This is a genomic window from Nonomuraea ceibae, from assembly GCF_019396325.1.
Taxonomy (GTDB): Bacteria; Actinomycetota; Actinomycetes; order Streptosporangiales; family Streptosporangiaceae; genus Nonomuraea; species Nonomuraea ceibae.
The window spans coordinates 61,160-82,666 of record NZ_JAHKRO010000022.1; the positions used below are offsets into that span (position 1 = coordinate 61,160).

Below are 21,507 nucleotides of genomic sequence, written 5' to 3' on the forward strand. Positions count from 1 at the left end.
GTAGGACTGCCGGTGTCTCATCCGATCCCGAGAGAGCCGGAGATCTGCTGGAGGCTGTCCAGCAGCGGACGCAGCAGCGGGTGCGACTCGGCCCCGCGCCGGACGGCGGCGAACACGCGGCGCTCCATGCCGGCCGCGAGCGGGCCCGGCGTGTGGTGCACCGTGACGCCGGGCAGCGTCATGTCGCGCAGCGCCAGCCGGGGCACCAGGGCGATTCCCGCCCCGGCCCCGACCAGCGCCACCACGGCGCGGAAGTCGTCCGAGCAGTGCGCGAACCGGGGCGAGAAGCCCGCCTGCTCGCAGGCGAACGCGATCACGTCGTGCACGGGGTTGCCGGGGTAGGGGCCGATCCACGTCTCCCCGGAGGCGGCGGCGAGGTCCACGGGCGAGCCGGACAGCGGGTGGCCCTCCGGCAGCACCAGGTCGAACGGCTCGGCGTACAGCGGGACGCGGAACAGGCGGCGGTCGGCCGCGTCGGGGCCGCCCCGGTACTCGACGGCGATCGCCACGTCGGCCTCGCCGTCGAGGAGCATCGCCAGGCTCTGGTGCCCCTCGGCGTCGCGTACCCGCACCTGGACGCCCGGCGCGGCGGCGCGCAGCGCGACGATCGCGGGGGAGAGCACGGCGCTGATCGCGGTGGCGAAGCAGGCCGCGGTGACCTCGCCCGCCGCGCCCGTGGCGTAGGCGGCGACCTCGGCCTCGGCCCGTTCGAGCTGGGCCAGCACCTCGTTCGCGTGGGCCAGCATGATCTTGCCGACGGCGTTGAGCCGGACGCCGCGCCCGTCGCGCACGAACAGCCGGTGCCCCACCTCGTGCTCCAGAGCGACGAGCTGCTGGGAGACGGCCGACGGCGTCAGGTGGAGGGTGGCCGCCGCGGCGGTGACCGTGCCGTGGTCGGCCACCGCGCGCAGCGTGCGCAGCCGCCGCGTGTCTATCACGCTGCGAGGATACGGGTCAGGCGCGTGCCCGTACGAACGCGGTCACCGCCCGGTCCACGTCGGCGGCGGAGTGGGCGGCCGAGAGCTGGACGCGGATCCTGGCCTGGCCGTGCGGCACCACCGGGTAGGAGAAGCCGATCACGTAGACGCCCAGTGCCAGCAGCCGCTCGGCCATGGCGGAGGCCTCGGCGGCGTCGCCGATCATCACGGGGACGATCGGGTGGTCGCCCGGCAGGATGTCGAACCCCTCGGCCGCCATCCGGCTGCGGAACCGCTCGGTGTTGGCGCGCAGCCGCTCGCGGGCGTCGCTGGAGGTCTCCAGCAGGTCCAGGATGCGCAGCGACGCCGCGGCGATCACCGGGGCGAGCGAGTTGGAGAACAGGTACGGGCGCGAACGCTGCCTGAGCAGGTCGCAGATCTCCTGCCGGGCGGCGACGTAGCCGCCGCTGGCGCCGCCGAGCGCCTTGCCGAGCGTGCCGGTGATGATGTCGACCCGGTCGCTCACCCCGTGCAGCTCGGGCGTGCCGCGCCCGGTGGGGCCGACGAAGCCGACGGCGTGCGAGTCGTCGACCATGACCATGGCGTCGTAGCGCTCGGCCAGGTCGCAGATGTCGGCGAGCGGTGCCAGGTAGCCGTCCATGGAGAAGACGCCGTCGGTGACGATCAGCCTGCGCCGCGCGTCGGCCGACTCCTTCAGCCGGGACTCCAGCTCGGCCATGTCGCGGTTGGCGTAGCGGTAGCGGCGGGCCTTCGACAGCCGGATGCCGTCGATGATGCTGGCGTGGTTGAGCGCGTCGGAGATCACCGCGTCCTGCGCGTCGAGCAGCGTCTCGAACACGCCGCCGTTGGCGTCGAAGCACGAGCTGTAGAGGACGGTGTCCTCCTGGCCGAGGAAGTCGGACAGCCGGGCTTCGAGCTCCTTGTGCACCTCCTGGGTGCCGCAGATGAACCGCACCGAGGCCATGCCGAACCCCCACCGGTCCAGCGCCTGCTTGGCGGCCTCGACGACCTCGGGGTGGTCGGCCAGGCCCAGGTAGTTGTTGGCGCAGAAGTTGAGCACCTCCTGGCCGGCCACGCTCACCGCCGAGCTCTGCGGGGTGCTGATCACCCGCTCGGGCTTGAGCAGCCCGGCCTCGGTGATCTCGTCAAGCGTCGCACGCAGCTGCTCGCGTACGTTCGTGAACATCAAGCGCTCCAATCCAGGATGACTTTGCCCGTGCGGCCACTGGCGGCGGTGTCGAAGGCGGCGTCGAACTCGTCGTACGGGAAGCGGTCGGTGATCACCGGGGTGAGGTCGAGCCCCTTCTCCAGCAGGACCGACATGTTGTACCAGGTCTCGAACATCTCGCGGCCGTAGACGCCCTTGATGGTGAGCATCGAGGTGACGACCGTGGCCCAGTCGATCGCGAACTCCTCGGCGGGCAGGCCGAGCATGGCGATCCGGCCGCCGTGGGTCATGTGCGCGATCATGTCGCGCATCGCCGCCGGGTTGCCGGACATCTCCAGGCCGACGTCGAAGCCCTCGCGCATGTCGAGGCGGCGCATGCCGTCGGCGATGGTGTCGCGGGAGACGTTCAGCGCCAGGTTGACGCCGAGCTTGCCGGCCAGGTTGAGCCGCTCGTCGCTGACGTCGGTGATGGCCACGTGGCGGGCGCCGACGTGGGTGGCGACGGCGGCGGCCATGAGCCCGATCGGGCCGGCCCCGGTGATCAGCACGTCCTCGCCGACGAGGGGGAAGGAGAGCGCGGTGTGCACGGCGTTGCCGAACGGGTCGAAGATGGCGGCCACGTCGGGGTGGACGGGGGTGCGGTGCACCCATACGTTCGTGGCGGGCAGCGTCACGTATTCGGCGAACGCGCCGTCGCGGTTGACGCCGAGGCCGATGGTGTTGCGGCACAGGTGGCGGCGGCCGGCCATGCAGTTGCGGCACTTGCCGCAGACGATGTGGCCCTCGCCGCTGACGAGGTCGCCGACCGCGATGTCCTCGACGCCGGGCGCCACCTCGACCACGTGCCCGGAGAACTCATGTCCCACGATGAGCGGAAGCTTCAGCGTTTGCTGCGCCCAATCATCAAATTTCCGAATATGCAGGTCTGTGCCGCATATGCCGGTCCGCAGGACCCTGATCTTCACCTCGCCCGGCCCCACCTCGGGCTCCGGGACGTCGACCAGCCAGAGCCCCGGCTCCGCCCTCTCCTTGACCAGCGCTTTCATCGCGTGCATCCCCCTCGATCCGAACCTAACGCACTGTGCCGCTTCCCCTCCCGCGTGTCCATCGAGGGATTCTTAACTGCCCCCCAAGCTCTGCTTCACGCTGAAGGGCGTACGCGGGCTGAGCAGGAGATCATCAACCCTGATGCGCATTGATGTGCAAAAATGCCGACTTACAGGCACAAAGAGACCAGAGGGGCATCCGTGGAAGACCTGCGATTCGGCGTCATCGGCCTCGGCCTGCGCGTGAGCCTCGCCGTGGCCGCCCACCAGCCCGGCCGGGGCTCGGTGGTGGCCGCGGTCTGCGACACCGACCCGGCGACGCTCAAGGAGCAGGCCGCCCGCTTCGGCGACCCGGTGACCACCACGGACCACCGCGACCTGCTCCGCCGCGACGACCTCGACGCGATCATCGTGATGACGCCCGACGACACCCACGAGGAGATCGCGATCGCCTGCCTGGAGGCGGGCAAGGCCGTCTACCTGGAGAAACCGCTGGCCATCACCGTCGAGGGCTGCGACGCCGTCCTACGCGCCGCCCGCGACACCGGCACCCGCCTGTACGTGGGCCACAACATGCGGCACATGGGCGTCGTCCGGCTGATGCGCGACATCATCGCCCGCGGCGACATCGGCGAGCCGAAGACCGTCTGGGTGCGCCACTTCGTCTCCTACGGCGGCGACTACTACTTCAAGGACTGGCACGCCGACCGGTCCCGCACCACCGGCCTGCTGCTGCAGAAGGCCGCCCACGACCTCGACGTCCTGCACTGGCTGGCCGGCGGCTACACCACCCGGGTCAACGCCCTCGGCGACCTCGCCCTCTACGGCGACCTGCCGCGCCGCGCCCCCGGCACGCCGCGCCCCCACGGCTGGCTGCGCGAGTTCGACTGGCCGCCCACCAGCCGCCGCGACCTCCACCACGTCGTCGACGTCGAGGACGTCTCGGTCATGAACATGCGCCTCGACAACGGCGTCGTCGCCGCCTACCAGCAGTGCCACTTCACACCCGACTACTGGCGCAACTACACCGTCATCGGCACCGAAGGCCGCCTGGAGAACTTCGGCGACGGCCCCGGCGACACCGTCAAGGTGTGGAACACCGGGCCCACCGGCTACCGCGACGACTGCGACATCGCCTACCGGGTCCCGCAGGCGCAGGGCAGCCACGGCGGCGCCGACCTGGACATCGTCGCGGAGTTCCGCCGGTTCGTGCGCGAGGGCGGCGTCACCGACACCTCCCCGGTGGCGGCCCGCATGAGCGTCGCCGCCGGCTACATGGCCACCCTGTCCCTGCGCGACGGCGGCGCCCCGTACGACGTGCCGCCCCTGGACCCGGAGCTGGCCGCCTACTTCGACGGCGGCCAGCGCTGACGAAAGGCCCGCGGCGGGCGGGTCAGCGGCCGGATTCGCGGTGGCGCTCGTCCAGGTCGGCGGGGGCGGCGTCGCGGTCGACGCCCGGGAAGGGCGACGGCTCCTGGGCGGCCTGGGTGAGCTGGCGGGGGCCGTTGGGGTTCTCGGCGTCCTGGGCGTCGGCGACGGCCTCGGCGGCGGCTTCGGACGCCTTGGCGATCTCCTCGTCCATGGCCGACGTCTCCGGGGCCTCCTCGCGCGTGGCGGCCGAGCGGGGGAGCGCCTCGGTGAAGGCCTTGGAGACGCCCTGGAGGGCCGAGGTGACCTCGCTGGGGATGACCCAGAACGTGTTGCCCTCACCCTGCGCGAGCTGCGGCAGCACCTGCAGATACTGGTAGGCGAGCAGCTTGGGGTCGGGGTCGTTGCGGTGGACGGCCTGGAAGACCTGGTCGATGGCGCGCGACTGGCCCTCGGCTTCGAGGATCGCGGCGGCGCGCTGGCCCTCGGCGCGCAGGATGCTGCTCTGCTTGTCACCCTCGGCGGTGAGGATCTGCGACTGGCGCTGGCCCTCGGCGTTGAGGATGGCGGCGCGCTTGTCCCGCTCCGCGCGCATCTGCTTCTCCATCGCGTCCTTGATGGTCTTGGGCGGGTCGATGGCCTTGATCTCGACCCGGTTGACCCGGATGCCCCACTTGCCGGTGGCCTCGTCGAGGACGCCGCGCAACTGGCTGTTGATGGTGTCGCGGGAGGTCAGCGTCTTCTCCAGGTCCATGGAGCCGACGACGTTACGCAGGGTGGTGACCGTGAGCTGCTCGACGGCCTGGATGTAGTTGGCGATCTCGTAGGCGGCGGCGCGCGGGTCGGTGACCTGGAAGTAGAGGACGGTGTCGATCTCGACGACCAGGTTGTCCTCGGTGATGACCGGCTGGGGGCGGAACGACACCACCTGCTCGCGCAGGTCGATCATCGGATAGACGCGGTCCACGTACGGGATGACGAAGTTGAGCCCGGGCTTGAGCGTGCGGTGGTAGCGGCCGAGGCGTTCGACGTTGCGCGCCCGCGCCTGCGGGATGATCCGCACGGCCTTGAGCACGGTGAACACCGCGAAGAGTATGACGAAGATGCCGACGAGCAACAGCGGATCCATGGCTCACTCCCGGGGATATACGAGGGCGGTGGCACCGTCGATCTCGATGACGTCGACGGTGGCGCCGGTGGGGATCACGAGGGTCTCGTCGTAGGCGCGAGCCGACCATTCCTCGCCGCCGATGCGGATGCGGCCGTCCCGCCCGGTGACCTCGGACAGGACGTAGGCGGGCTTGCCGACGAGGGCTTCGACGCCGAAGCGGCGCAGTTGCGGCTGGCGGATGTGACGTGCGGCGATGGGCCGGATCACGACCAGGCCGGCCGCGGACGAGAGGGCGAACAGCAGCAGTTGGAGCGGGACGGGCAGGCCCAGCGCGGCGCCCGCCGCGGTCAGGAGGGAGGCGACGCCGAGCAGGCCGAGGGCCGCGGTGAGCGTGAAGATCTCGGCCACCCCGAGGACGACTGCGAGGATAATCCAGATGATCCATTCATCCATGCTCCGGCCTCCTATAGGGACAACGGGCCTGCGCAGGCACCAGTTCCCCCCTGTTCCACCGTAATGCCGGAAGCGGCGCTACGGCAGGGGCGGGGCCGAACGCAGGGCGCTTCCGCGCAGCCACTGCTCCCACGACAGTTGCCAGAAGCCCCATCCGTTGTCCCATTCGAGCCGGCGATCGGTGCCGGTGATCGTCACGGGGTCGCCGCGCAGTGAGGTGTCGTAGAACCAGGCGGCCTGGTCGGGGCGGGCGTTGACGCAGCCGTGGCTGACGTTGGCGCGGCCCTGGGCCCACACGTTGTCCTTGGCGTGCACGTACTCGCCGCTGTCGGAGATGCGGACGGCGTGGTCGATCATGACGTCGTAGTAATCAGGGTCGCCTTCGGAGCGGCCGGGGGAGATCATGCGGACCGGGTTGCCCTTGTCCATCGTCAGGTGGACGCCGCTGGTCGTGGTGTATTCGCGGGTGGTGGCCATGCCGGCGCTGATGGCCATGCGCTGCACCACCCGCCCGTCGCGCCGGACGGTCATTTGGTGAGTGCGGGTGTCGATGGCGCTGGTCTGCGCGCGGCCCACGGTGAAGGCGAAGGTCTGGTCGCTGACGCCGTAGACGCCGGGGGCCAGGCGGATGCCGGCCAGGTGGGCGGTGACCGTGACCTGCTGGCGGGGCCGCCAGAACCGCCGGGGCCGGTAGACGGCCCGGGTGTCGTCGATCCACCGCCAGGCGCCTTCGGCGGGCGGCTCGGCCCGGACCTCCAGGGCGCGCTCGACGGCCGCCTTGTCGCGGACGGGCGTGTCGAAGTCGAGGATGACCGGCATGCCGATGCCGACGGTCTCGCCGGGCTGCGGGGTGGTGGCGGCCAGGCCGAAGGAGCGGGCGGCCTGGCGGGTGCGGAAGCGGCCCATCGTCACCGTCGAGGGGCCTTCGGCGCCCGCGGCCTTGACGGTGACGGTGTATTCGGCGCCGGGCTTCAGCGTCCAGGAGGAGCGCCAGGTGGTGCGGGTGGGGTCGAGCGTGCCGCGCACGGGCACGCCCGACACGTACGCGAGCACCTGGCTGAGCGTGCCGCCCTTGGCGCTGACCACCAGGCCCTGGTCGGGGCGGGCGCGCTTGGTGTCGAAGGCGGGGGAGACGTGGACGACGGGCGGGCGGGGCGGGGGCTCGGCCGAGGCGCAGCCGGCTGCCGCGAGCAGCACGGCCACGCAGATCGTCGCGGCACGCCGCAGCATGACACTCCTGCTTTCCGGGGACCGGGGAGCCTCAAGGGTAGCGGGGAGTCATGGCTCAAGCACGCCGAGTCACTTATCCGACAGTTCCGGTTACCTCCCCCAAGGAGATGTCGCCGGCCTTGGCGCTGATCGTCACGGTGTCGCCGTCCTGGAGGAACGTCCTGGTGTCGCCGCCGGCGAGCTTGAGCGGGTCGGTGCCGTTCCAGGTGATCTCGATGAGCGAGCCGCGCTCGTCCACCTGGCCGCCGGAGACGGTGCCGCTGGCGAACAGGTCGCCGGTGCGCAGCGGCGCGCCTCCAGAGGTCAGGTGCGCGAGCATCTGGTCCGGCGTCCAGTACATGTCCCGGTACGGCGGGCGCGAGATGACCTCGCCGTTGAGCCGGATCTCCATGGTCAGGTCGAGTCCCCAGTCGCCCTTGCGGCGCAGGTAGTCGAGCGGCGGCGGGTCCTGCTCGCGGCCGGGGACGCGCGGCAGCGCCTCCAGCGGCGTGACCCACGGCGAGATCGACGTGGCGAACGACTTGCCCAGGAACGGCCCGAGCGGCACGTACTCCCACGCCTGGATGTCACGCGCGGTCCAGTCGTTGACCAGCGTCACCCCGAACACGTGGTCCTCGAAGTCGCCGGTCCCCGGCACGCCGACCACGAACCCCAGCTCGGCCTCGATGTCGAGCTTGGCGGTCGGCCCGTAGGAGCCGGCGCCGAGCTGCCCGTCCGGCCGCCTGATCGGGGTGCCGGACACCACGACGGTGCCCGCCCTGCCGTGGTAGCCGACGGGCAGGTGCCGCCAGTTGGGCAGCAGCGGCTCGCTGCCGGGCCGGAAGATGCGGCCCAGGTTGCCCGCGTGCTCCATCGAGCAGTAGAAGTCGACGTAGTCGGCCACCTCGAACGGCAGGTGCAGCTTCACCTGGTCGAGCGGCACCAGGTGCGGCTCGGTGATGGCCAGGTCGCCGGTGAGCTTGTTGCGGATGAGCGTGCGGGTGTCGTGCCAGGCGCTGCGCCCGCGGGCCATGAACGGGTTGAGCGTGGGCGCCGCGAACACCTCGTCGTGCAGCGCGGCCGCCAGGTCGAGCACCCGGTCGCCGTATCGCACTCCCACCCTCGGCGCCTCACCGTGCCGTGAGAACACCCCGTAGGGCAGGTTGTCCACTCCCCAGCTCACGCTTCCTCCTCGATCAGTCCCAGGGCCCGCAGGTCGTCGACGGGCGTGCCGGTGCTGCACGAGCCGTAGCTCACCAGCAGGTGCCTGGCCCGCTTCGCGGTCTCCTCCGGTACGTTGCGCGCGAGCTGCACGAGCTGGCCCACGTCGGTGGAGCGCAGCACGGGCGCCGGGTCGCGGCCCGCGACGGCCTCGCACACGGCCAGCACCAGGTTGAGGAAGCCGTAGCGGTCCACGCCGAGCGTGGGGTCGAAGTGCCGTACGGCGTGGTGCAGCCCGGCGGTCGCCTTGAACGGGATGTCGTTCTCGACGCAGAACCGGATGAACGCGGCGACCTGCTCGACCGGCGGGAAGGCGTCGGCCGCCTCGCCGCCGCAGCGGATCTTCAGCCCCACCCCGGCGGGCACGTCCGGGACGAACTTGCCCGGCGGCACCTCGACGAACAGCCGTATCCCCGAGGGCAGGTCCAGCTCGCGGGCCACGTCCTCGACAGTGCGCTCGGCGGGCAGCCTGGCCTCGACGAAGTCGACGGGCAGGTCGTCGAAGGGCGGCAGCTCGGGCGTGTCCTTGATCAGCCCGATGCGGCGCGGCTGCCAGTCCTCGGCGCGCAGCCGGTCGAGTCGGCTGGCCGGGCACAGGAAGCGGTGCGTGAGCACCTCGACGTTCTCCTCGACGCCGCGCCGGTTGCGGGCCAGGGCTTCGGACATGTGCAGCGACGTCGGCGGGAACAGGCCCGCGTCGTCGACGAGTGCGGTGAAAAGCGTCATCGTGACCAGGTCCAGGCGTATCCGGGGTCCTCGCAGGACAGTGCGCCCTGCCCGAGATCGAGCGGGCGGAAGGTGTCGACCATCACGGCCATCTCGCTGGTGGTCGTGACGCCCTTGGCGACGGCGTCGATGACCGCCTCGACCGCGCCGGGCTGCGGCCCGTGCGTGAATCCGGCCGGGTGCAGCGAGATCGAGCCGACGTCGATGCCGGATCCCTGGCGCGCGGAGTAGTCGCCGCCCACGTAGAACATGAACTCGTCGGAGTCCACGTTGTGGTGGTTGTAAGGGATCGGCACGGATTCGGGATGGAAGTCGAGCGGCCGGGGGCAGAACGAGCACACGACGAAGCCGGGGCCCTCGAAGGTCTGGTGGACCGGCGGCGGCGCGTGCGTCTTCTTCACCACGGGCTCGAAGTCGTTGATGTTGAACGCGTACGGGTAGAGGCAGCCGTCCCAGCCGACCACGTCGAACGGGTGATTGCGGTAGACCAGCCGGGTGAGCCCGCCGCGGGTGCGGACGAGCACCGGCACCTCCTCGCCCTCGACGGTCAGCGGCTCGGCGGGGGCGCGCAGGTCGCGCTCGCAGTAGGGGGCGTGCTCCAGGAACTGGCCGTGCTGCGACAGGTAGCGCTTGGGCGGCCTGATGTGCCCGGACGCCGCGATGACCAGCGCGTTGACGGGCCCGTCGGGCACCCAGCGGTGGATGGTGCCGGTCGGGATGACGACGTAGTCGCCGGGCCCGGCCTCGATCACCCCGTACGTGGACTCGAACCGGGCGCGGCCGGCCTGGACGTACACGCATTCGTCGCCCATCGAGTTGCGGTAGAGCTCGCTGGGCCGGTCGGTGGTGGCGTACGACAACCGGACGTCGCCGTTGCCCGCCAGCAGGACGCGCCCGGACACGAGGTCGCCGGCGCTGGTGAGCTGCTGGGTGCGGAAGTGGCGCGGCGACAGCGGCAGGTTGGGCTCGAGCCGCGTGCTGATCTCGGGGGTGACGGCCTCGGCCTTGAGGATGGCGGTCGGCAGGTGGCGGTGGTAGAGCAGCGAGGAGTCGGACGAGAAGCCTTCCTCGCCCATCAGCTCCTCGGCGTACAGGCCGCCGTCGGGCCGCCTGAACTGGACGTGGCGCTTGCGAGGCACCTCTCCCACGACGCGGTAGTACGGCATCCGCTCCTCCACCAACTGTCCGCTAATCGGACGCATGTGTCCTTTATGTGTAACAACCGTCCGTCATAGCCTCCGCAATGTCAACCCAGCGCGTCGGCGAGCCCGGCCGCCGCCTCGACGACCAGCGCGCCTGTGGAGGGAGGCAGCGGCCCGAACGTCACCACCCCGACGGAAGCCTCCAGCCAGGGCAGCCCCGTCACCGGCGCCGCCATCCCCCTTGCACCCTCCTGCAACTGCCCCTCGGTGACGAGATAATCGGCCCGGCCCTCGCGCGCCGCCAGAATCGCCTGCCCGGCCGCGCCTTTGGCCAGCGGATGGCGCGAGCCCTCGCGGTAGGCCACGTGCATGTCCGTCCACGACGGCTCGACCACGGCGACCGCGAGCCCGTCGTCGCCCTCGGCCACGGTCAGGTGCGCGGTCGCGCCCACCTGCTCGGCCAGCCGCCGCAGCGTGGGCAGCGCCGCCGCGCGCAACAGCGGCTGCACGGCCTGCGCCAGCACGAGCACGCCGAACCCCAGGTGCACCCGCCCTTCGGCGTCGCGGCGGACGAACCCTTCGTTGAGCAGCGTGGTCAGCAGGCGGTAGACCACGGGCCGGCTCAGCGACAGCTCGGCGCTCAGCTCGGTGGGCGTGCGGCCGCCCTTGCCGTCGGCGAGCAGGCGCAGCAGGCGCAGCCCGCGTTCGAGGGTCTGGGCGGATTCGGCGGCCATGACAACGATTATCTATGCGTGAGCCGAGGGTGACGTAACGCGATGAAAGGGGTACGTAACGGAGCAGAAGCACCGGGGGGTAAAAATGCGGTCAACGTGGATACTCCTGGTTGCCGGGTTGGCCATGTGCGGGTTGCTTCCGGCCCTTCCCTCCGACGGCGCGCAGGCGATCTACATGGCCCGGGGTCTGCCGGTGGCGACCCCGTCCGACCGGCTCGTGGAGGACACCTTCTACGTCACCGAGGGCATCGAGGTGGCGCGTCAGCTCCTGCCCGTCGAGAAGGGCGTCGCCTTCCGCGCCGCGGCGGAGCTCGTGCCCGGCATCGGGGTCGACGCCGCGGGCAGGCTGTACGGCACGCCCGACCGGGCGGGCACGTACGCGGGGCACGTCCAGGTCTGCGCCGGCCAGAGCTGCACCGAGGAGCGGATCACGTTCGTCGTGCTGCGCAACGTGCCGTGGGACCCGGGCGTGCTCACCTTCCCCGGCTCGGCCGGACGGCCGCTGACCGGGCGCATCCAGATCAAGGGCGGGCCGTCGGGCGTGCTGCCGACCGTCAGCGTCACGAACCACGACGCGCTGCCGCACGGCGTCACGATCGGCCCCGACGGGAACATCAGCGGCGTGCCGACGGCGGCGGGCGTGACGCGGGTGCCGGTGCGCATCTGCGTGGCGGGCAACTGCGCGGGCGTCGTGGTCACATTCATCGTGGTCTGACCCTTGCGGCGGGACCGGCTTTCCGGTCACCGTGAATCCCATGAAATCGGTCATTGTGGTCGGGGCAGGGATCTGGGGATCGTCGCTGGCCTTGCGGCTGGCCGAGACCGGCTGGGCGGTGACGCTGGTCGAGCAGCACACCCCCGGGCACGTGCGCCAGGCGAGCGCGGGGGAGACCAGGCTGCTGCGCTGCTCGCACGGCTCCGAGGAGTGGTACGCCCGGATGGCCTGGCGGGCGCGCGAGGGCTGGCGGCGGCTGGAGGAGCGGGCCGGCGAGCCGCTCTATCACGAGGCGGGCCTGATGTGGTTCGCCGGGACGCCGGACGGCTGGGAGCACACCAGCGCCCAGGTCCTGAAAAATCTCGACATCCCGTGTGAGGTGCTGGACCCCGCCGACGGCGCCAGGTTCTTCCCCGAGTTCCGCGGCGACGACCTCAGCTTCCTGCTCTGGGAGCCGCACGCCGGCGTGCTGCGCGCCCGCCGCGCCACCCAGGTCACCGCCGCCCTCGCCGTGTCGGCCGGCGTCCGCCTGGTCCGCGCCCGCGCCGTGCCCGCCCCGGACGGCGTCCGCGTGGGCGGCGACGTGCTCACCGCCGACCGGATCGTGTGGGCCTGCGGCGCCTGGCTGCCCGAGCTGTTCCAGGTGCCGATGACCGTGACCAAGCAGGACACGCTGCACTTCGCCGTGCCCACCGCCTGGACCACGCCCGGCACCCCCGCCTGGGTGGACCACGGCGCCTCGGCCTACGGCCACGGCGACGTCGACGGCGTGGGCATGAAGGCCACCTCCGACGCCGAGGGCAGGCCGTACGAGCCCGAACACGGCGAGCGCGTGGTCGACGAGGCCAGCGTCGCGAACGCCCGCGCCTACCTGGGCCGCCGCTTCCCGTCGCTGGTGTCGGCGCCGGTGCTGTTCAGCCAGGTCTGCCAGTACGCGCTCACGCCCGACGCCGAGTGGATCATCGCCGAGACGTCGCCCGGCGTGTGGCTGCTCGGCGGCGACTCCGGCCACGGCTTCAAGCACGCCCCCGCGCTGGCCGAGTACGTGGCGGGCGTCCTGGACGGCGACCACGCGCCGGAGCCCCGCTTCGCCCTGCGCGAGCGGGTCCCGGCACGCGGCCTGCGGACCAGCGGCTCAACGTGAGGCGTGCTCCGGCGCGCGCAGGTTGCGCACCCCGGGGGACAGCAGCGCCGCGCACGTCGAGAGCAGCACCAGGACCCCGCAGCCGACCAGCGCCGCCGGCGCGCCCACCCGCTCCGCCACCGGCCCCGCCAGCATGAGCCCGACCGGGCCGAACATCAGCGAGCCGAGCGCGTCGTACGAGCTCACCCGTGACAGCGACTCGGGCGGGATCTCCCGCTGCATCGTCGTCTGCCACAGCACCCCGAACACGTCGAAGCAGACGCCCAGCAGGAACGCGCCCGCCACGCTGGCCCACAGCGGGGCCTGCCCGCCGAGCAGGAAGTACGGCAGCGCCACCGGCAGGCAGCACAGGGTGCCGACCAGGATCGGGCGGCGCGGGCGCAGCCGCAGCGACACCACCACCCCGGCGATCGTGCCCACGCCCTCCCCGGCCAGGAACGCCGACCAGGCCGCCGCCCCGCCGAGACTCTGCTCGGCCAGCAGCGGCCCGAGCACCCCGTGACCGGCCTGGATCGCCATCACCAGCACGGAGAACTGCGCCACCACCACCCAGATCCACTGCCGGGACCTGAACTCGCGCCATCCTTCCCGCAGATCGGCCAGCACGGAGTCGCCGGGCTTGGCACGTTCCGACCGGGTCATCCGCAGGCCCGCGACGAGCACGCCCGCCAGCGCGTACAGCCCGGAGCTGACCGCCAGCGCCCAGCCGCCGCCGACCAGCACCACCGTGCCGCCGCCGAGGACCGCGCCGCCCACGCGGGAGACGTTCGCGCCCAGGCCCAGCAGCGCGTTGCCGGCCTGCAGCCGCTCCGGCGGCACCACCTCGGGGATGATGCCGGTCAGCGCGGGGAAGATCACCGCGATCCCCATGCCGGTCACCGCCGCTGCCGCCGCCATGAGGGGCATCGGCGTCCAGCCGGTCAGCATCATGGCCGCCAGCGCGGCGAACCCGGCGGCGTTCACCCACTCGCCGGCCATCATCACCCGGTTGCGCGGCAGCCGGTCCGCGATCACCCCGCCGAACAGCAGTAACAGCACGGTCGGCAGCGACTGCGCGGTGAGCACCACCGACAGCGTGGTGGCGGTCGCGCCGGGCAGGCGCAGCACCCCGAACGCCAGGGCGACGGGCGCGAACGTGCTGCCCAGCACCGAGAGCGTCCGGGCGGACAGCAGCAACGCGAACCGGCGGTCCCGGAGCAGCGCGAGATCCCCGAGCACGCCTCTTCCCCCTTGCTGAGCCCCGCACTCGCCGTGGAGGACAGTCGTAAAGCAACCCCGTTGATGTGATTGAACGATACTGATTCGGCCGATAGTGTGCGATATGCCCGGCGATCACCCCCCTCGGAAGGCGCCATGAGACTGAGGCAGATCTTCGTCATCGGCCTGACCCTGTCGCTGCTCGGCATCGGCGTCCCCGCCTGGTCGCAGGACGACCCGCGCAGCTGCAACGACCTGATGGACGCGGACGCCCCCGCCTATGTCGTCTGCACCTGGCTCGCCACGCCCGAGGAGGCGGCCGACATCGCCAGGTTCTGGGCCGGCAACGACGGCCAGAACATGAAGGACTCCGGTCCCATGGACAAGGGCACCGTCGACTGCACCCAGCCGGGCAACGTCTGCCCCGGCGGCGGCGAGGGTGACGGCGAGATGCACGAGATCGGCGACCCGCTCCCCGAGGACGCCGAAGAGGGCGGCACCCCCGAGTGCGAGGGCGCCGAGCCCTGCTACGTCGACCCCGACAACGTCACGCCCGCCCAGGCCAAGCAGGCCGCCGAGAGCCCCACCGGCCAGAGCGTCAAGACCGCCGCCGCAACCGGCATGCGCATCTGGATCGACGCCGAGCTGGCCGACGACTACAAGGCCGGCAAGCTCGCCGAGGCCGCCAAGCAGGTCGCCGCGCTCGCCGTGCAGCCCGGCGTCGTCGGCGTCCGGTTCAGCTCCCAGCTCGGAGCCAACAGCACCTTCGAGAGCGCCGACGAGATCGACGCCTTCCTGACCGAGGCGTCCACCGCCCTGCGCAACTCCGCCCCCGGCAAGAAGCTCGCCGTCCACACCGTCGTGCCGGTCCTCGGCTGCGGCGCCGACGACGCCTGCAAGGCCGAGCTGACCAAGAAGCACCCGCTCCTCGACCCCGAGCGCGTCGGCGGCTGGCTCGCCAGGGGCCTCGTCGACCAGCTCGCCCTCGACGGCGGCCACCTGGCCACCGAGTACGCCACCTGGCAGATCTCCGCCGCCGACGCCCAGCGCAACCAGTGGATCCAGGTCCGCGCCCGCGCCTGGGACGCCTACGGCCAGATCGCCGCCGAGGACGCCGGCTTCGCCGCCCCCGGCGGCCCGCAGCTCACCGCCGAGCAGGCCACCCAGTCGATCACCGACCGCGTCGCCGCCCCGCTCCAGGCCGACGCCGCCGAGACCGTCACCCTCTGGACCCGCTGGCAGAACGACCAGGGCCAGGTCAACCGGGCCTACGGCGAGAAGTGGGCGGCGAACGCCACCTGGGACGAGCTCAAGAAGCTCACCTCGGTGCGGCCCCGCCTGGCCACGCTGTACAACCCGGCCGCTCCCGAGGTGGACGCGGCGACGGACCTGAAGAACCTCGCGCAGGTCTTCGGCCAGGTGTACCTCCACAGCGGCCTCTGAGCCACCCGGCGGACATGGACACCGCCGGGCGCTACCGAGGCTTCGCCCTGGAAGCCCGCGGCCACTCGCCCGCCTACGAGCTCCTGGCGAGCAGGATCGCCGACGACGACGGCCTGCTCGCCCTGATCGACCGGCTCCCCGAGGCCAAACGGCAGCCGAACCTGCTGCTGGGAGCCGTACGCCACCACGGCGGCCCGCACGACGACTACGCGGCCTTCCGCGCCTGGACGACCGCCCACTGGGACCTGGTCAGCGCCACCATGCGCGCCCGCAGCACCCAGACGAACGAGCCGGGCCGGTGCGCCACCCTCCTGCCGGTCCTCGCCGCCCTGCCCCAGCCGCTGGCCCTGATCGAGGTGGGCGCGTCGGCCGGCCTGTGCCTCTACCCGGACCGGTACGCCTACCGCTACGACGACCGCCCGGTGCTCGGCTCCGCCGAGGTCGTCCTCGACTGCCGCACCGGCGGCCGGGCCCCGCTCCCGCGGGAGGTGCCCGCCGTCGCCTGGCGGGCCGGACTCGACCTCAACCCGCTCGACGTGCGCGACCCCGGCGACGTGCGCTGGCTGGAGTCGCTGATCTGGCCCGAGCGGCACGAACGCCTGCGCCGCCTGCGGGCCGCCGTCCGCGTGGCCGGCGCGGACCCGCCCCGCCTCGTGCGCGGCGACCTCAACGAGGCGCTCGCCGGCCTGATCGCCCAGGCGCCCGCCGGGGCCACCCCGGTCGTCTTCCACAGCGCGGTGCTCGCCTACCTGCCGCCGGAGGCGCGGGCGGCGTTCGCCGGGACCGTGCGCGCCCTGCCCGGCCACTGGATCTCCAACGAGGCCCCCGGCGTGCTGCCGCTCCCGGGCACTCCCGAGCCGCCCGCCGGCCGCGCGGTGTTCGTGCTCGCCCTCGACGGCAGGCCGCTGGCGTTCGCCGGTCCGCACGGTCAGTCGCTCGACTGGTTCGCTAGTGAGCCGCCGCCAGCGACCGGTCCAGCAGCTCGCTGAGCGCCCCGCGCGCCTCCTGCAGCTCGTCGATCCGCTGGTCGAGGTCCGTCAGATGACTCCGTACGTGATCGAGCACGCACGCCTGGAGGCCCACGCCGTCGTCCAGGAAGCACGGCATGACCTCCCGGATGACCTTCGTCGGCAGCCCGGCTCCCAGCAGCGCCCGGATCTGCCCCACCCTGGCCGGGGCGTCGGGCGCGTAGGTGCGGTGACCGCCGCTCGTCCTGACGGACTCCAGCAGCCCCTGATCCTCGTAGTAGCGCAGCAGGCGTACGTTGACGCCGGTGACGCGCGCCAGATCGCCGATCTTCACGTGACCCACCTCACCTTGAACCTCACACCGTTGGAGATCCTAACGTGGGCGGCATGACACAGATTTCCCTCTACGGCTTCCTTCGTCCCCGGCCCGAGCGCATGGACGAGGTCCGGCGCATCCTCACGTCGCTCGTCGAGCCCAGCCGCGCCGAGCCCGGCAACGTGCACTACGACCTGCACGAGCAGGAGGACGGCCGGTTCTTCCTCTACGAGGTCTGGCGCTCCCGGGAGGACCTGGAGCTGCACAACCAGTATCCGCCGCTGCGCGACTTCCTCGGCAACCTGTCCGACTACCTGGAGGAGGCCCCGGAGGCTTACTCCGGCACCCCGCTGAGCCCGCCCGCGCACGAGCGTCCGTGAGCATATGATCAGCGCATGGCGTGCCGCATCACCGAGCTCGTGCTCGACTGCCGTGACCCCGAACGCCTGGCGGCGTTCTGGTGCGACGTGCTGGGCTATGTCGTGCTCGACCGCGATGAGGGCAGCGTGGGGATCGGGCCGGAGCGGCCGGGGCACCTGCCGGCGCTCGTGCTCAGCCTCTCCGACGACCCGAAGACGGGCAAGCTGCCGCTGCACATCGACGTCAACGCCACCGACCGCGATCAGGACGCGGAGCTGGCCAGGCTGCTGGCGATCGGCGCCCGGCACGCCGACGTGGGCCAGACCGGCGAGGAGACGTGGATCGTGCTGCAGGACCCGGAGGGCAACGAGTTCTGCCTGCTCCGGCGCACGGTCAAGGCTTGAGGAAGCTGCCGAACTCCTCGACGTCGATGAGCCCGTCGCCGTCCTTGTCGAGGCGCCGGACGCCTGCCTGGGCGGCTTCGAGGGTGATGGGCTGACCCAGCACCTCCATCAGCCGCACCAGCTCCTCGGCCGAGATGCGGCCGTCGTCGTCGGAGTCGATCAGGTCGAAGGTGATCGCGTAGTCGCTCATGGGTCAGACCTTAGTGGCGATCCGGCGGAGCGCGTCCACGAACCCGGTCACTTGCGGGCTGCGGTTGCCGGCCCGCCAGGCGATGGCCAGCCGGGCGGGCGGCAGGCCGGTGACCGGGCGGTGGAGCAGGCCGGGCCGCTTGTACAGTTTGGCGTTGCCCTCGGCGACGAGCACGACGCCGAGGCCGCCGGTGACGGCCTCGAAGACCTCCTCGGGGGTGCTCGCGGTGACGCCGACGACGGGCCCCGCGCCGGGGGAGGCGTCGCGGCCCAGCCAGAAGTCGCGCATCGGCCCGGCGGCGGCCGGCAGGGCGATGAACGGCTCGTCACGCAGCCGGTCGAACGGGATCTCGTCCAGACCGGCGAGCGGATGGTCGGCGGGCATGACGACGCATCGGCGCTCGGTGACGAGCACGTGCGTCTCCAGGCCGGGCGGGGCGGGCAGCCAGAGGAAGGCCACGTCGGAGCTGCCGTCCGCCAGGCCGCCGCTGGGGTCCTCCCAGCTCACCAGCCGCAGCGCGACCTCCCAGCCGGGCATGGCGGCGCGGAAGCCGCGCAGCGCCTCCTGCTGCAGGCCCCGGCCGACGGCGGTCTGCAGGCCGATGACCAGCGTGCCGGTGGGTGCGGCGGCCCTGGCGGTCTCGTAGCCGGTGTTCCACCGGTCGAGCAGGTCGGCGGCCACGGGCAGCAGCGCCGCGCCCTGCCGGGTGAGCGTGACGCCGCCGGGCACGCGGTCGAACAGCGGGCAGCCTAGCTGCCGTTCGAGCGCCCTGAGCTGCTTGGACAGCGCGGGCTGCGAGACGAACAGCCGTTCGGCGGCCCGGGTCACGTTCAGCTCCTCGGCGACCGCCACGAAGTACCGCAGATCCCGCAAATGCACGTCCATAGCTGATGGTTATAGCAAAGGGTCTTGGACGGGACCCGGCCCCCGGCAGCAGGATCGGCGGCATGAAGACACGTGAACTCGGCGGTTTGACGGTCCCGGCACTCGGCTACGGCGCGATGGTGCTGTCGCCCGGCATCTACGGCGACATCGACGAGGAACGGGGTGAGGCGGCGATCCGGGCCGCGCTGGACGCGGGCGCCACCCATGTGGACACCAGCGACGCCTACGGGCCCGACGGGCAGAACGAGCGCCTGGTCGGCCGGGCGATCAAGGGCCGCAGGGACGAGGTGGTCGTGGCCACCAAGTTCGGCCTGGCCGTGCCCGAAGGCGAGGACAGCAGGGCGCAGCCGGTCGGCTACGCCTTCGGCGAGCTGCGCGTGAACGCCGAGCCCCGGCTGGTGCGGCGCTACGCCGAGGCGAGCCTGCGCAACCTGGACACCGACGTGATCGACCTGTACTACCTGCACTACGCCGACCCCGGCGTGCCCGTCGAGGACACCGTCGGGGCGATGGCCGAGCTGGTCAAGGCCGGGCTGGTCAGGCACCTGGGCCTGTCCAACGTGACGGCCGCGCAACTGCGCCGGGCGCACGCCGTGCACCCGGTGGCGGCCGTGCAGAACGAGTGGTCCATGTGGCGGCCGATCGACCCGCTCCTGCTGCGCACGGCCGGCGAGCTCGGGGTGGGCATCGTGGCGTGGAGCCCGCTCGGCAACGGCTTCCTCACCGGCACCGTCCAGCAGCTCGGCGAGAACGACTTCCGGCACAACGCGCCGCGCTTCTCCGCCGAGAACCTGGCCGCCAACAACGACCGCTACGCGCCGATCCGCGGCCTGGCCGACCGGCTCGGCATCACCCCGGCCCAGCTCGCCCTGGCCTGGCTGCTCCACCAGGACGACCACGTCGTGGCCATCCCCGGCAGCCGCACCCCCGCGCACATCAGGGAGAACGTGGAAGCGGCCGGCATCACGCTGCACGCCGACACGCTCGCGACCATCGACGAAGCGCTCGGCCGCTTCGAGGTGACGGGCGGGACGCTTCTTTAACCGCATTTGGGGGTAGCTGGGCCCCCATGCGAATGACGTACACCAGCGACCTGTGGTGGAAGAACGCCGTCGTCTACTGCCTCGACGTCGAGACGTTCAAGGACGGCAACGGCGACGGCATCGGCGACTTCCGCGGGCTCACGCAGGAGATCGACTACCTCGCCGGCCTCGGCATCACCTGCCTGTGGCTGATGCCGTTCTACCCGACGCCCAACAAGGACGACGGCTACGACGTCACCGACTTCTACAGCGTCGACCCCAGGCTCGGCACGCTGGGCGACTTCGTGGAGTTCATGCGCACCGCCCACGACCGCGGCCTGCGGGTCATCGCCGACCTCGTCGTCAACCACACCTCCGACCAGCACCCGTGGTTCGTGGAGTCCAGGTCCGGCCGCGACTCGCCCAGACGCGACTGGTACGTCTGGTCCGACACGCCCGAGCCGAACCCGAAGGAGGTCGTCTTCCCCGACAAGGAGGACAGCGTCTGGGAGCACGACCCGCACACCGGCCAGTACTACCTGCACACCTTCTACCGCCACCAGCCCGACCTCAACGTCGCCAACCCCGAGGTGCGCGACGAGATCGCCCGGGTGCTCGGCTTCTGGATGGAGCTGGGGCTGTCGGGGTTCCGGGTGGACGCGGTGCCGTTCCTCATCGAGAACGTCTCGCCGGAGCTCGCCGACCCGCACGACTTCCTGGCCGAGCTGCGCGCGTTCATGACCCGCCGCAAGGGCGGCTCGGTCCTGCTCGGCGAGGTCAACCTGGAGTACGACCAGCTTCTCGAGTACTTCGGCGACGGGCTGGGCGACCAGCTCACGATGTGCTTCGACTTCGTCGCCATGCAGCGCGCCTGGCTCTCCCTGGCCAGACGCGACGCCGGGCCGCTCGCCTCGGCGCTGCGCGAGCGGCCCGAGCCGCCCAAGGACTGCCAGTGGGCGATGTTCCTGCGCAACCACGACGAGCTGACGCTGGACAAGCTCACCGAGGACGAGCGGCAGGAGATCTTCGCCGCGTTCGGGCCGGACAAGGACATGCAGATCTTCGGCCGGGGCCTGCGCAGGCGGCTGCCGCCCATGTTCGGCGGGGACGAGAGGCGGATCAAGATGGCCTACAGCCTGCTGTTCTCGCTGCCGGGCACGCCGGTGCTCTTCTACGGCGAGGAGATCGGGCTGGGCGAGGACCTGTCGGCGGAGGGCCGGATGGCTGTGCGAACCCCCATGCGCTGGTCGGCCGAGGGCGGCTTCACCCAGGCCGAGCGGCCCGTGCGCGCCATGCCCGACGGGCCGAACGTCGCCGACCATAGGCGCGACAACGACTCGCTGCTGCGCTGGATCCAGCTGCTCATCGAGCGCTACCGGGAGTCGCTGGAGCTGGCCTGGGGCGACCACACGGTGCTGGACGCGGGCGACCCGGCCGTGCTGGCCCACCGTTGCGACGCCGACGGGGCGACCATCGTGGCCGTGCACAACCTGGACGACCGGGAGTGCGAGGCCGAGCTCGACCTGACCGGCCTGGAACGCTGCGTGCTCACCGACCTCCTGGTCGACGGCACGGTGAAGGTGCCCGGCTCGGGCCGGGTGCGGCTTCCGCTGGACCCGTACGGCTGCCGCTGGCTCCGGGTGTCGGCCCCCGAGGTCTCCCCGGAGGACGCCTCCGTCAAGGCCCAGTGACGTCAAGCCCAGTGACGTCAAGCCCAGTGACGTCAAGCCCAGTGACGTCAAGCCCA

23 protein-coding genes are annotated in these 21,507 nt (G+C 71.9%); 9 read left to right on the top strand and 14 right to left on the bottom strand.

All coding sequences use genetic code 11. From position 1 onward, the window contains the following. Positions 1-17: 17 nt before the first annotated feature. The 3 genes from KME80_RS17065 to tdh are packed head-to-tail and all read right to left on the bottom strand — an operon-like array spanning position 18 to position 3,152. Positions 18-938, bottom strand: coding sequence for a LysR family transcriptional regulator (locus tag KME80_RS17065; protein WP_219506330.1), 921 nt, complete (start codon positions 936-938; stop codon positions 18-20). A 16-nt stretch (positions 939-954) separates the two neighbouring features. Next, positions 955-2,124, bottom strand: coding sequence for a glycine C-acetyltransferase (locus KME80_RS17070; RefSeq protein WP_219506331.1), 1,170 nt, complete (start codon positions 2,122-2,124; stop codon positions 955-957). Then, complete coding sequence (gene tdh, locus KME80_RS17075) at positions 2,124-3,152, bottom strand: L-threonine 3-dehydrogenase (protein WP_219506333.1); 1,029 nt, start codon at positions 3,150-3,152, stop codon at positions 2,124-2,126. The genes KME80_RS17070 and tdh overlap by 1 nt, the downstream gene beginning before the upstream one ends. A 201-nt stretch (positions 3,153-3,353) precedes the next feature. Between tdh and KME80_RS17080 the strand changes: the two genes are divergently transcribed. Next, a complete protein-coding gene (locus KME80_RS17080) occupies positions 3,354-4,523 on the top strand; it encodes a Gfo/Idh/MocA family protein (protein WP_219506335.1) in 1,170 nt (389 codons plus the stop codon). A 22-nt stretch (positions 4,524-4,545) separates the two neighbouring features. On the opposite strand, the gene KME80_RS17085 is transcribed toward KME80_RS17080, so the two are convergent. The 7 genes from KME80_RS17085 to KME80_RS17115 form a co-directional block, all read right to left on the bottom strand. Further along, positions 4,546-5,649: an SPFH domain-containing protein gene (locus KME80_RS17085; protein WP_246645089.1), complete on the bottom strand. Its 1,104-nt coding sequence runs from the start codon at positions 5,647-5,649 to the stop codon at positions 4,546-4,548. A 3-nt stretch (positions 5,650-5,652) separates the two neighbouring features. Continuing rightward, a complete protein-coding gene (locus KME80_RS17090; RefSeq protein ID WP_219506337.1) occupies positions 5,653-6,084 on the bottom strand; it encodes an NfeD family protein in 432 nt (143 codons plus the stop codon). Positions 6,085-6,162: 78 nt separating this feature from the next. After that, positions 6,163-7,314 carry a L,D-transpeptidase gene (locus KME80_RS17095; RefSeq protein ID WP_219506338.1) on the bottom strand — a complete coding sequence of 384 codons (1,152 nt, stop codon included), beginning with the start codon at positions 7,312-7,314 and terminating at the stop codon, positions 6,163-6,165. 73 nt (positions 7,315-7,387) lie between these two features. After that, a complete protein-coding gene (locus KME80_RS17100; protein WP_219506349.1) occupies positions 7,388-8,476 on the bottom strand; it encodes a fumarylacetoacetate hydrolase family protein in 1,089 nt (362 codons plus the stop codon). Next, entirely contained in the window at positions 8,473-9,240 is a 768-nt protein-coding gene (locus tag KME80_RS17105) for a hypothetical protein (RefSeq protein WP_219506351.1), read from the bottom strand. The genes KME80_RS17100 and KME80_RS17105 overlap by 4 nt, the downstream gene beginning before the upstream one ends. Further along, positions 9,237-10,406 (bottom strand): homogentisate 1,2-dioxygenase, encoded by a 1,170-nt coding sequence (locus KME80_RS17110; RefSeq protein WP_219506432.1) that lies wholly within the window; start codon positions 10,404-10,406, stop codon positions 9,237-9,239. Before KME80_RS17110 ends, KME80_RS17105 begins: the two co-directional genes overlap by 4 nt. Before the next feature lie 80 nt (positions 10,407-10,486). Beyond that, positions 10,487-11,116, bottom strand: a complete 630-nt coding sequence (locus tag KME80_RS17115) for a helix-turn-helix domain-containing protein (protein ID WP_219506353.1) — start codon at positions 11,114-11,116, stop codon at positions 10,487-10,489. Positions 11,117-11,249: 133 nt separating this feature from the next. Here KME80_RS17115 and KME80_RS17120 point away from each other — a divergent pair, with 133 nt between their 5' ends. Both KME80_RS17120 and KME80_RS17125 read left to right on the top strand, forming a co-directional pair. Next, entirely contained in the window at positions 11,250-11,831 is a 582-nt protein-coding gene (locus tag KME80_RS17120; RefSeq protein ID WP_219506355.1) for a hypothetical protein, read from the top strand. Between the two features lie 40 nt (positions 11,832-11,871). Continuing rightward, positions 11,872-12,975 (top strand): NAD(P)/FAD-dependent oxidoreductase, encoded by a 1,104-nt coding sequence (locus tag KME80_RS17125; RefSeq protein ID WP_219506358.1) that lies wholly within the window; start codon positions 11,872-11,874, stop codon positions 12,973-12,975. Here KME80_RS17125 and KME80_RS17130 read toward each other — a convergent pair. Beyond that, a complete protein-coding gene (locus KME80_RS17130; RefSeq protein WP_219506359.1) occupies positions 12,967-14,193 on the bottom strand; it encodes an MFS transporter in 1,227 nt (408 codons plus the stop codon). The genes KME80_RS17125 and KME80_RS17130 overlap by 9 nt on opposite strands. Positions 14,194-14,328: 135 nt before the next feature. Here KME80_RS17130 and KME80_RS17135 point away from each other — a divergent pair, with 135 nt between their 5' ends. Then, complete coding sequence (locus KME80_RS17135) at positions 14,329-15,615, top strand: hypothetical protein (RefSeq protein ID WP_219506360.1); 1,287 nt, start codon at positions 14,329-14,331, stop codon at positions 15,613-15,615. Between the two features lie 14 nt (positions 15,616-15,629). Next, positions 15,630-16,604, top strand: a complete 975-nt coding sequence (locus KME80_RS17140; protein ID WP_219506361.1) for a DUF2332 domain-containing protein — start codon at positions 15,630-15,632, stop codon at positions 16,602-16,604. On the opposite strand, the gene KME80_RS17145 is transcribed toward KME80_RS17140, so the two are convergent. Further along, complete coding sequence (locus KME80_RS17145; RefSeq protein ID WP_219506362.1) at positions 16,564-16,917, bottom strand: MerR family transcriptional regulator; 354 nt, start codon at positions 16,915-16,917, stop codon at positions 16,564-16,566. The two genes, KME80_RS17140 and KME80_RS17145, sit on opposite strands and share 41 nt — an antisense overlap. A gap of 53 nt (positions 16,918-16,970) precedes the next feature. On the opposite strand from KME80_RS17145, the gene KME80_RS17150 reads away from it, so the two are divergent. Then, positions 16,971-17,279, top strand: coding sequence for a putative quinol monooxygenase (locus tag KME80_RS17150; protein WP_219506363.1), 309 nt, complete (start codon positions 16,971-16,973; stop codon positions 17,277-17,279). A 15-nt stretch (positions 17,280-17,294) separates the two neighbouring features. Beyond that, positions 17,295-17,663, top strand: coding sequence for a VOC family protein (locus KME80_RS17155; protein WP_219506364.1), 369 nt, complete (start codon positions 17,295-17,297; stop codon positions 17,661-17,663). Here the strand turns inward: KME80_RS17155 and KME80_RS17160 are convergent. Beyond that, positions 17,653-17,853, bottom strand: coding sequence for an EF-hand domain-containing protein (locus KME80_RS17160; protein WP_219506365.1), 201 nt, complete (start codon positions 17,851-17,853; stop codon positions 17,653-17,655). The two genes, KME80_RS17155 and KME80_RS17160, sit on opposite strands and share 11 nt — an antisense overlap. A 3-nt stretch (positions 17,854-17,856) precedes the next feature. Continuing rightward, complete coding sequence (locus KME80_RS17165) at positions 17,857-18,738, bottom strand: LysR family transcriptional regulator (protein WP_219506367.1); 882 nt, start codon at positions 18,736-18,738, stop codon at positions 17,857-17,859. Positions 18,739-18,800: 62 nt separating this feature from the next. Here KME80_RS17165 and KME80_RS17170 point away from each other — a divergent pair, with 62 nt between their 5' ends. Both KME80_RS17170 and KME80_RS17175 read left to right on the top strand, forming a co-directional pair. Then, complete coding sequence (locus KME80_RS17170; RefSeq protein WP_246645090.1) at positions 18,801-19,781, top strand: aldo/keto reductase; 981 nt, start codon at positions 18,801-18,803, stop codon at positions 19,779-19,781. Between the two features lie 26 nt (positions 19,782-19,807). Continuing rightward, entirely contained in the window at positions 19,808-21,451 is a 1,644-nt protein-coding gene (locus KME80_RS17175) for an alpha-amylase family protein (RefSeq protein ID WP_219506368.1), read from the top strand. The last annotated feature ends 56 nt before the right edge of the window (positions 21,452-21,507 follow it).

Coding starts and splice junctions, on each gene's coding strand:
- KME80_RS17070 (WP_219506331.1), bottom strand. CDS start 2,124: ATGTTCACGAACGTACGCGAGCAGCTGCGTGCGACGCTTGACGAGATC.
- tdh (WP_219506333.1), bottom strand. CDS start 3,152: ATGAAAGCGCTGGTCAAGGAGAGGGCGGAGCCGGGGCTCTGGCTGGTC.
- KME80_RS17085 (WP_246645089.1), bottom strand. CDS start 5,649: ATGGATCCGCTGTTGCTCGTCGGCATCTTCGTCATACTCTTCGCGGTG.
- KME80_RS17090 (WP_219506337.1), bottom strand. CDS start 6,084: ATGGATGAATGGATCATCTGGATTATCCTCGCAGTCGTCCTCGGGGTG.
- KME80_RS17095 (WP_219506338.1), bottom strand. CDS start 7,314: ATGCTGCGGCGTGCCGCGACGATCTGCGTGGCCGTGCTGCTCGCGGCA.
- KME80_RS17105 (WP_219506351.1), bottom strand. CDS start 9,240: ATGACGCTTTTCACCGCACTCGTCGACGACGCGGGCCTGTTCCCGCCG.
- KME80_RS17110 (WP_219506432.1), bottom strand. CDS start 10,406: ATGCCGTACTACCGCGTCGTGGGAGAGGTGCCTCGCAAGCGCCACGTC.
- KME80_RS17115 (WP_219506353.1), bottom strand. CDS start 11,116: ATGGCCGCCGAATCCGCCCAGACCCTCGAACGCGGGCTGCGCCTGCTG.
- KME80_RS17125 (WP_219506358.1), top strand. CDS start 11,872: ATGAAATCGGTCATTGTGGTCGGGGCAGGGATCTGGGGATCGTCGCTG.
- KME80_RS17135 (WP_219506360.1), top strand. CDS start 14,329: ATGAGACTGAGGCAGATCTTCGTCATCGGCCTGACCCTGTCGCTGCTC.
- KME80_RS17140 (WP_219506361.1), top strand. CDS start 15,630: ATGGACACCGCCGGGCGCTACCGAGGCTTCGCCCTGGAAGCCCGCGGC.
- KME80_RS17150 (WP_219506363.1), top strand. CDS start 16,971: ATGACACAGATTTCCCTCTACGGCTTCCTTCGTCCCCGGCCCGAGCGC.
- KME80_RS17155 (WP_219506364.1), top strand. CDS start 17,295: ATGGCGTGCCGCATCACCGAGCTCGTGCTCGACTGCCGTGACCCCGAA.
- KME80_RS17160 (WP_219506365.1), bottom strand. CDS start 17,853: ATGAGCGACTACGCGATCACCTTCGACCTGATCGACTCCGACGACGAC.
- KME80_RS17165 (WP_219506367.1), bottom strand. CDS start 18,738: ATGGACGTGCATTTGCGGGATCTGCGGTACTTCGTGGCGGTCGCCGAG.
- KME80_RS17170 (WP_246645090.1), top strand. CDS start 18,801: ATGAAGACACGTGAACTCGGCGGTTTGACGGTCCCGGCACTCGGCTAC.
- KME80_RS17175 (WP_219506368.1), top strand. CDS start 19,808: ATGCGAATGACGTACACCAGCGACCTGTGGTGGAAGAACGCCGTCGTC.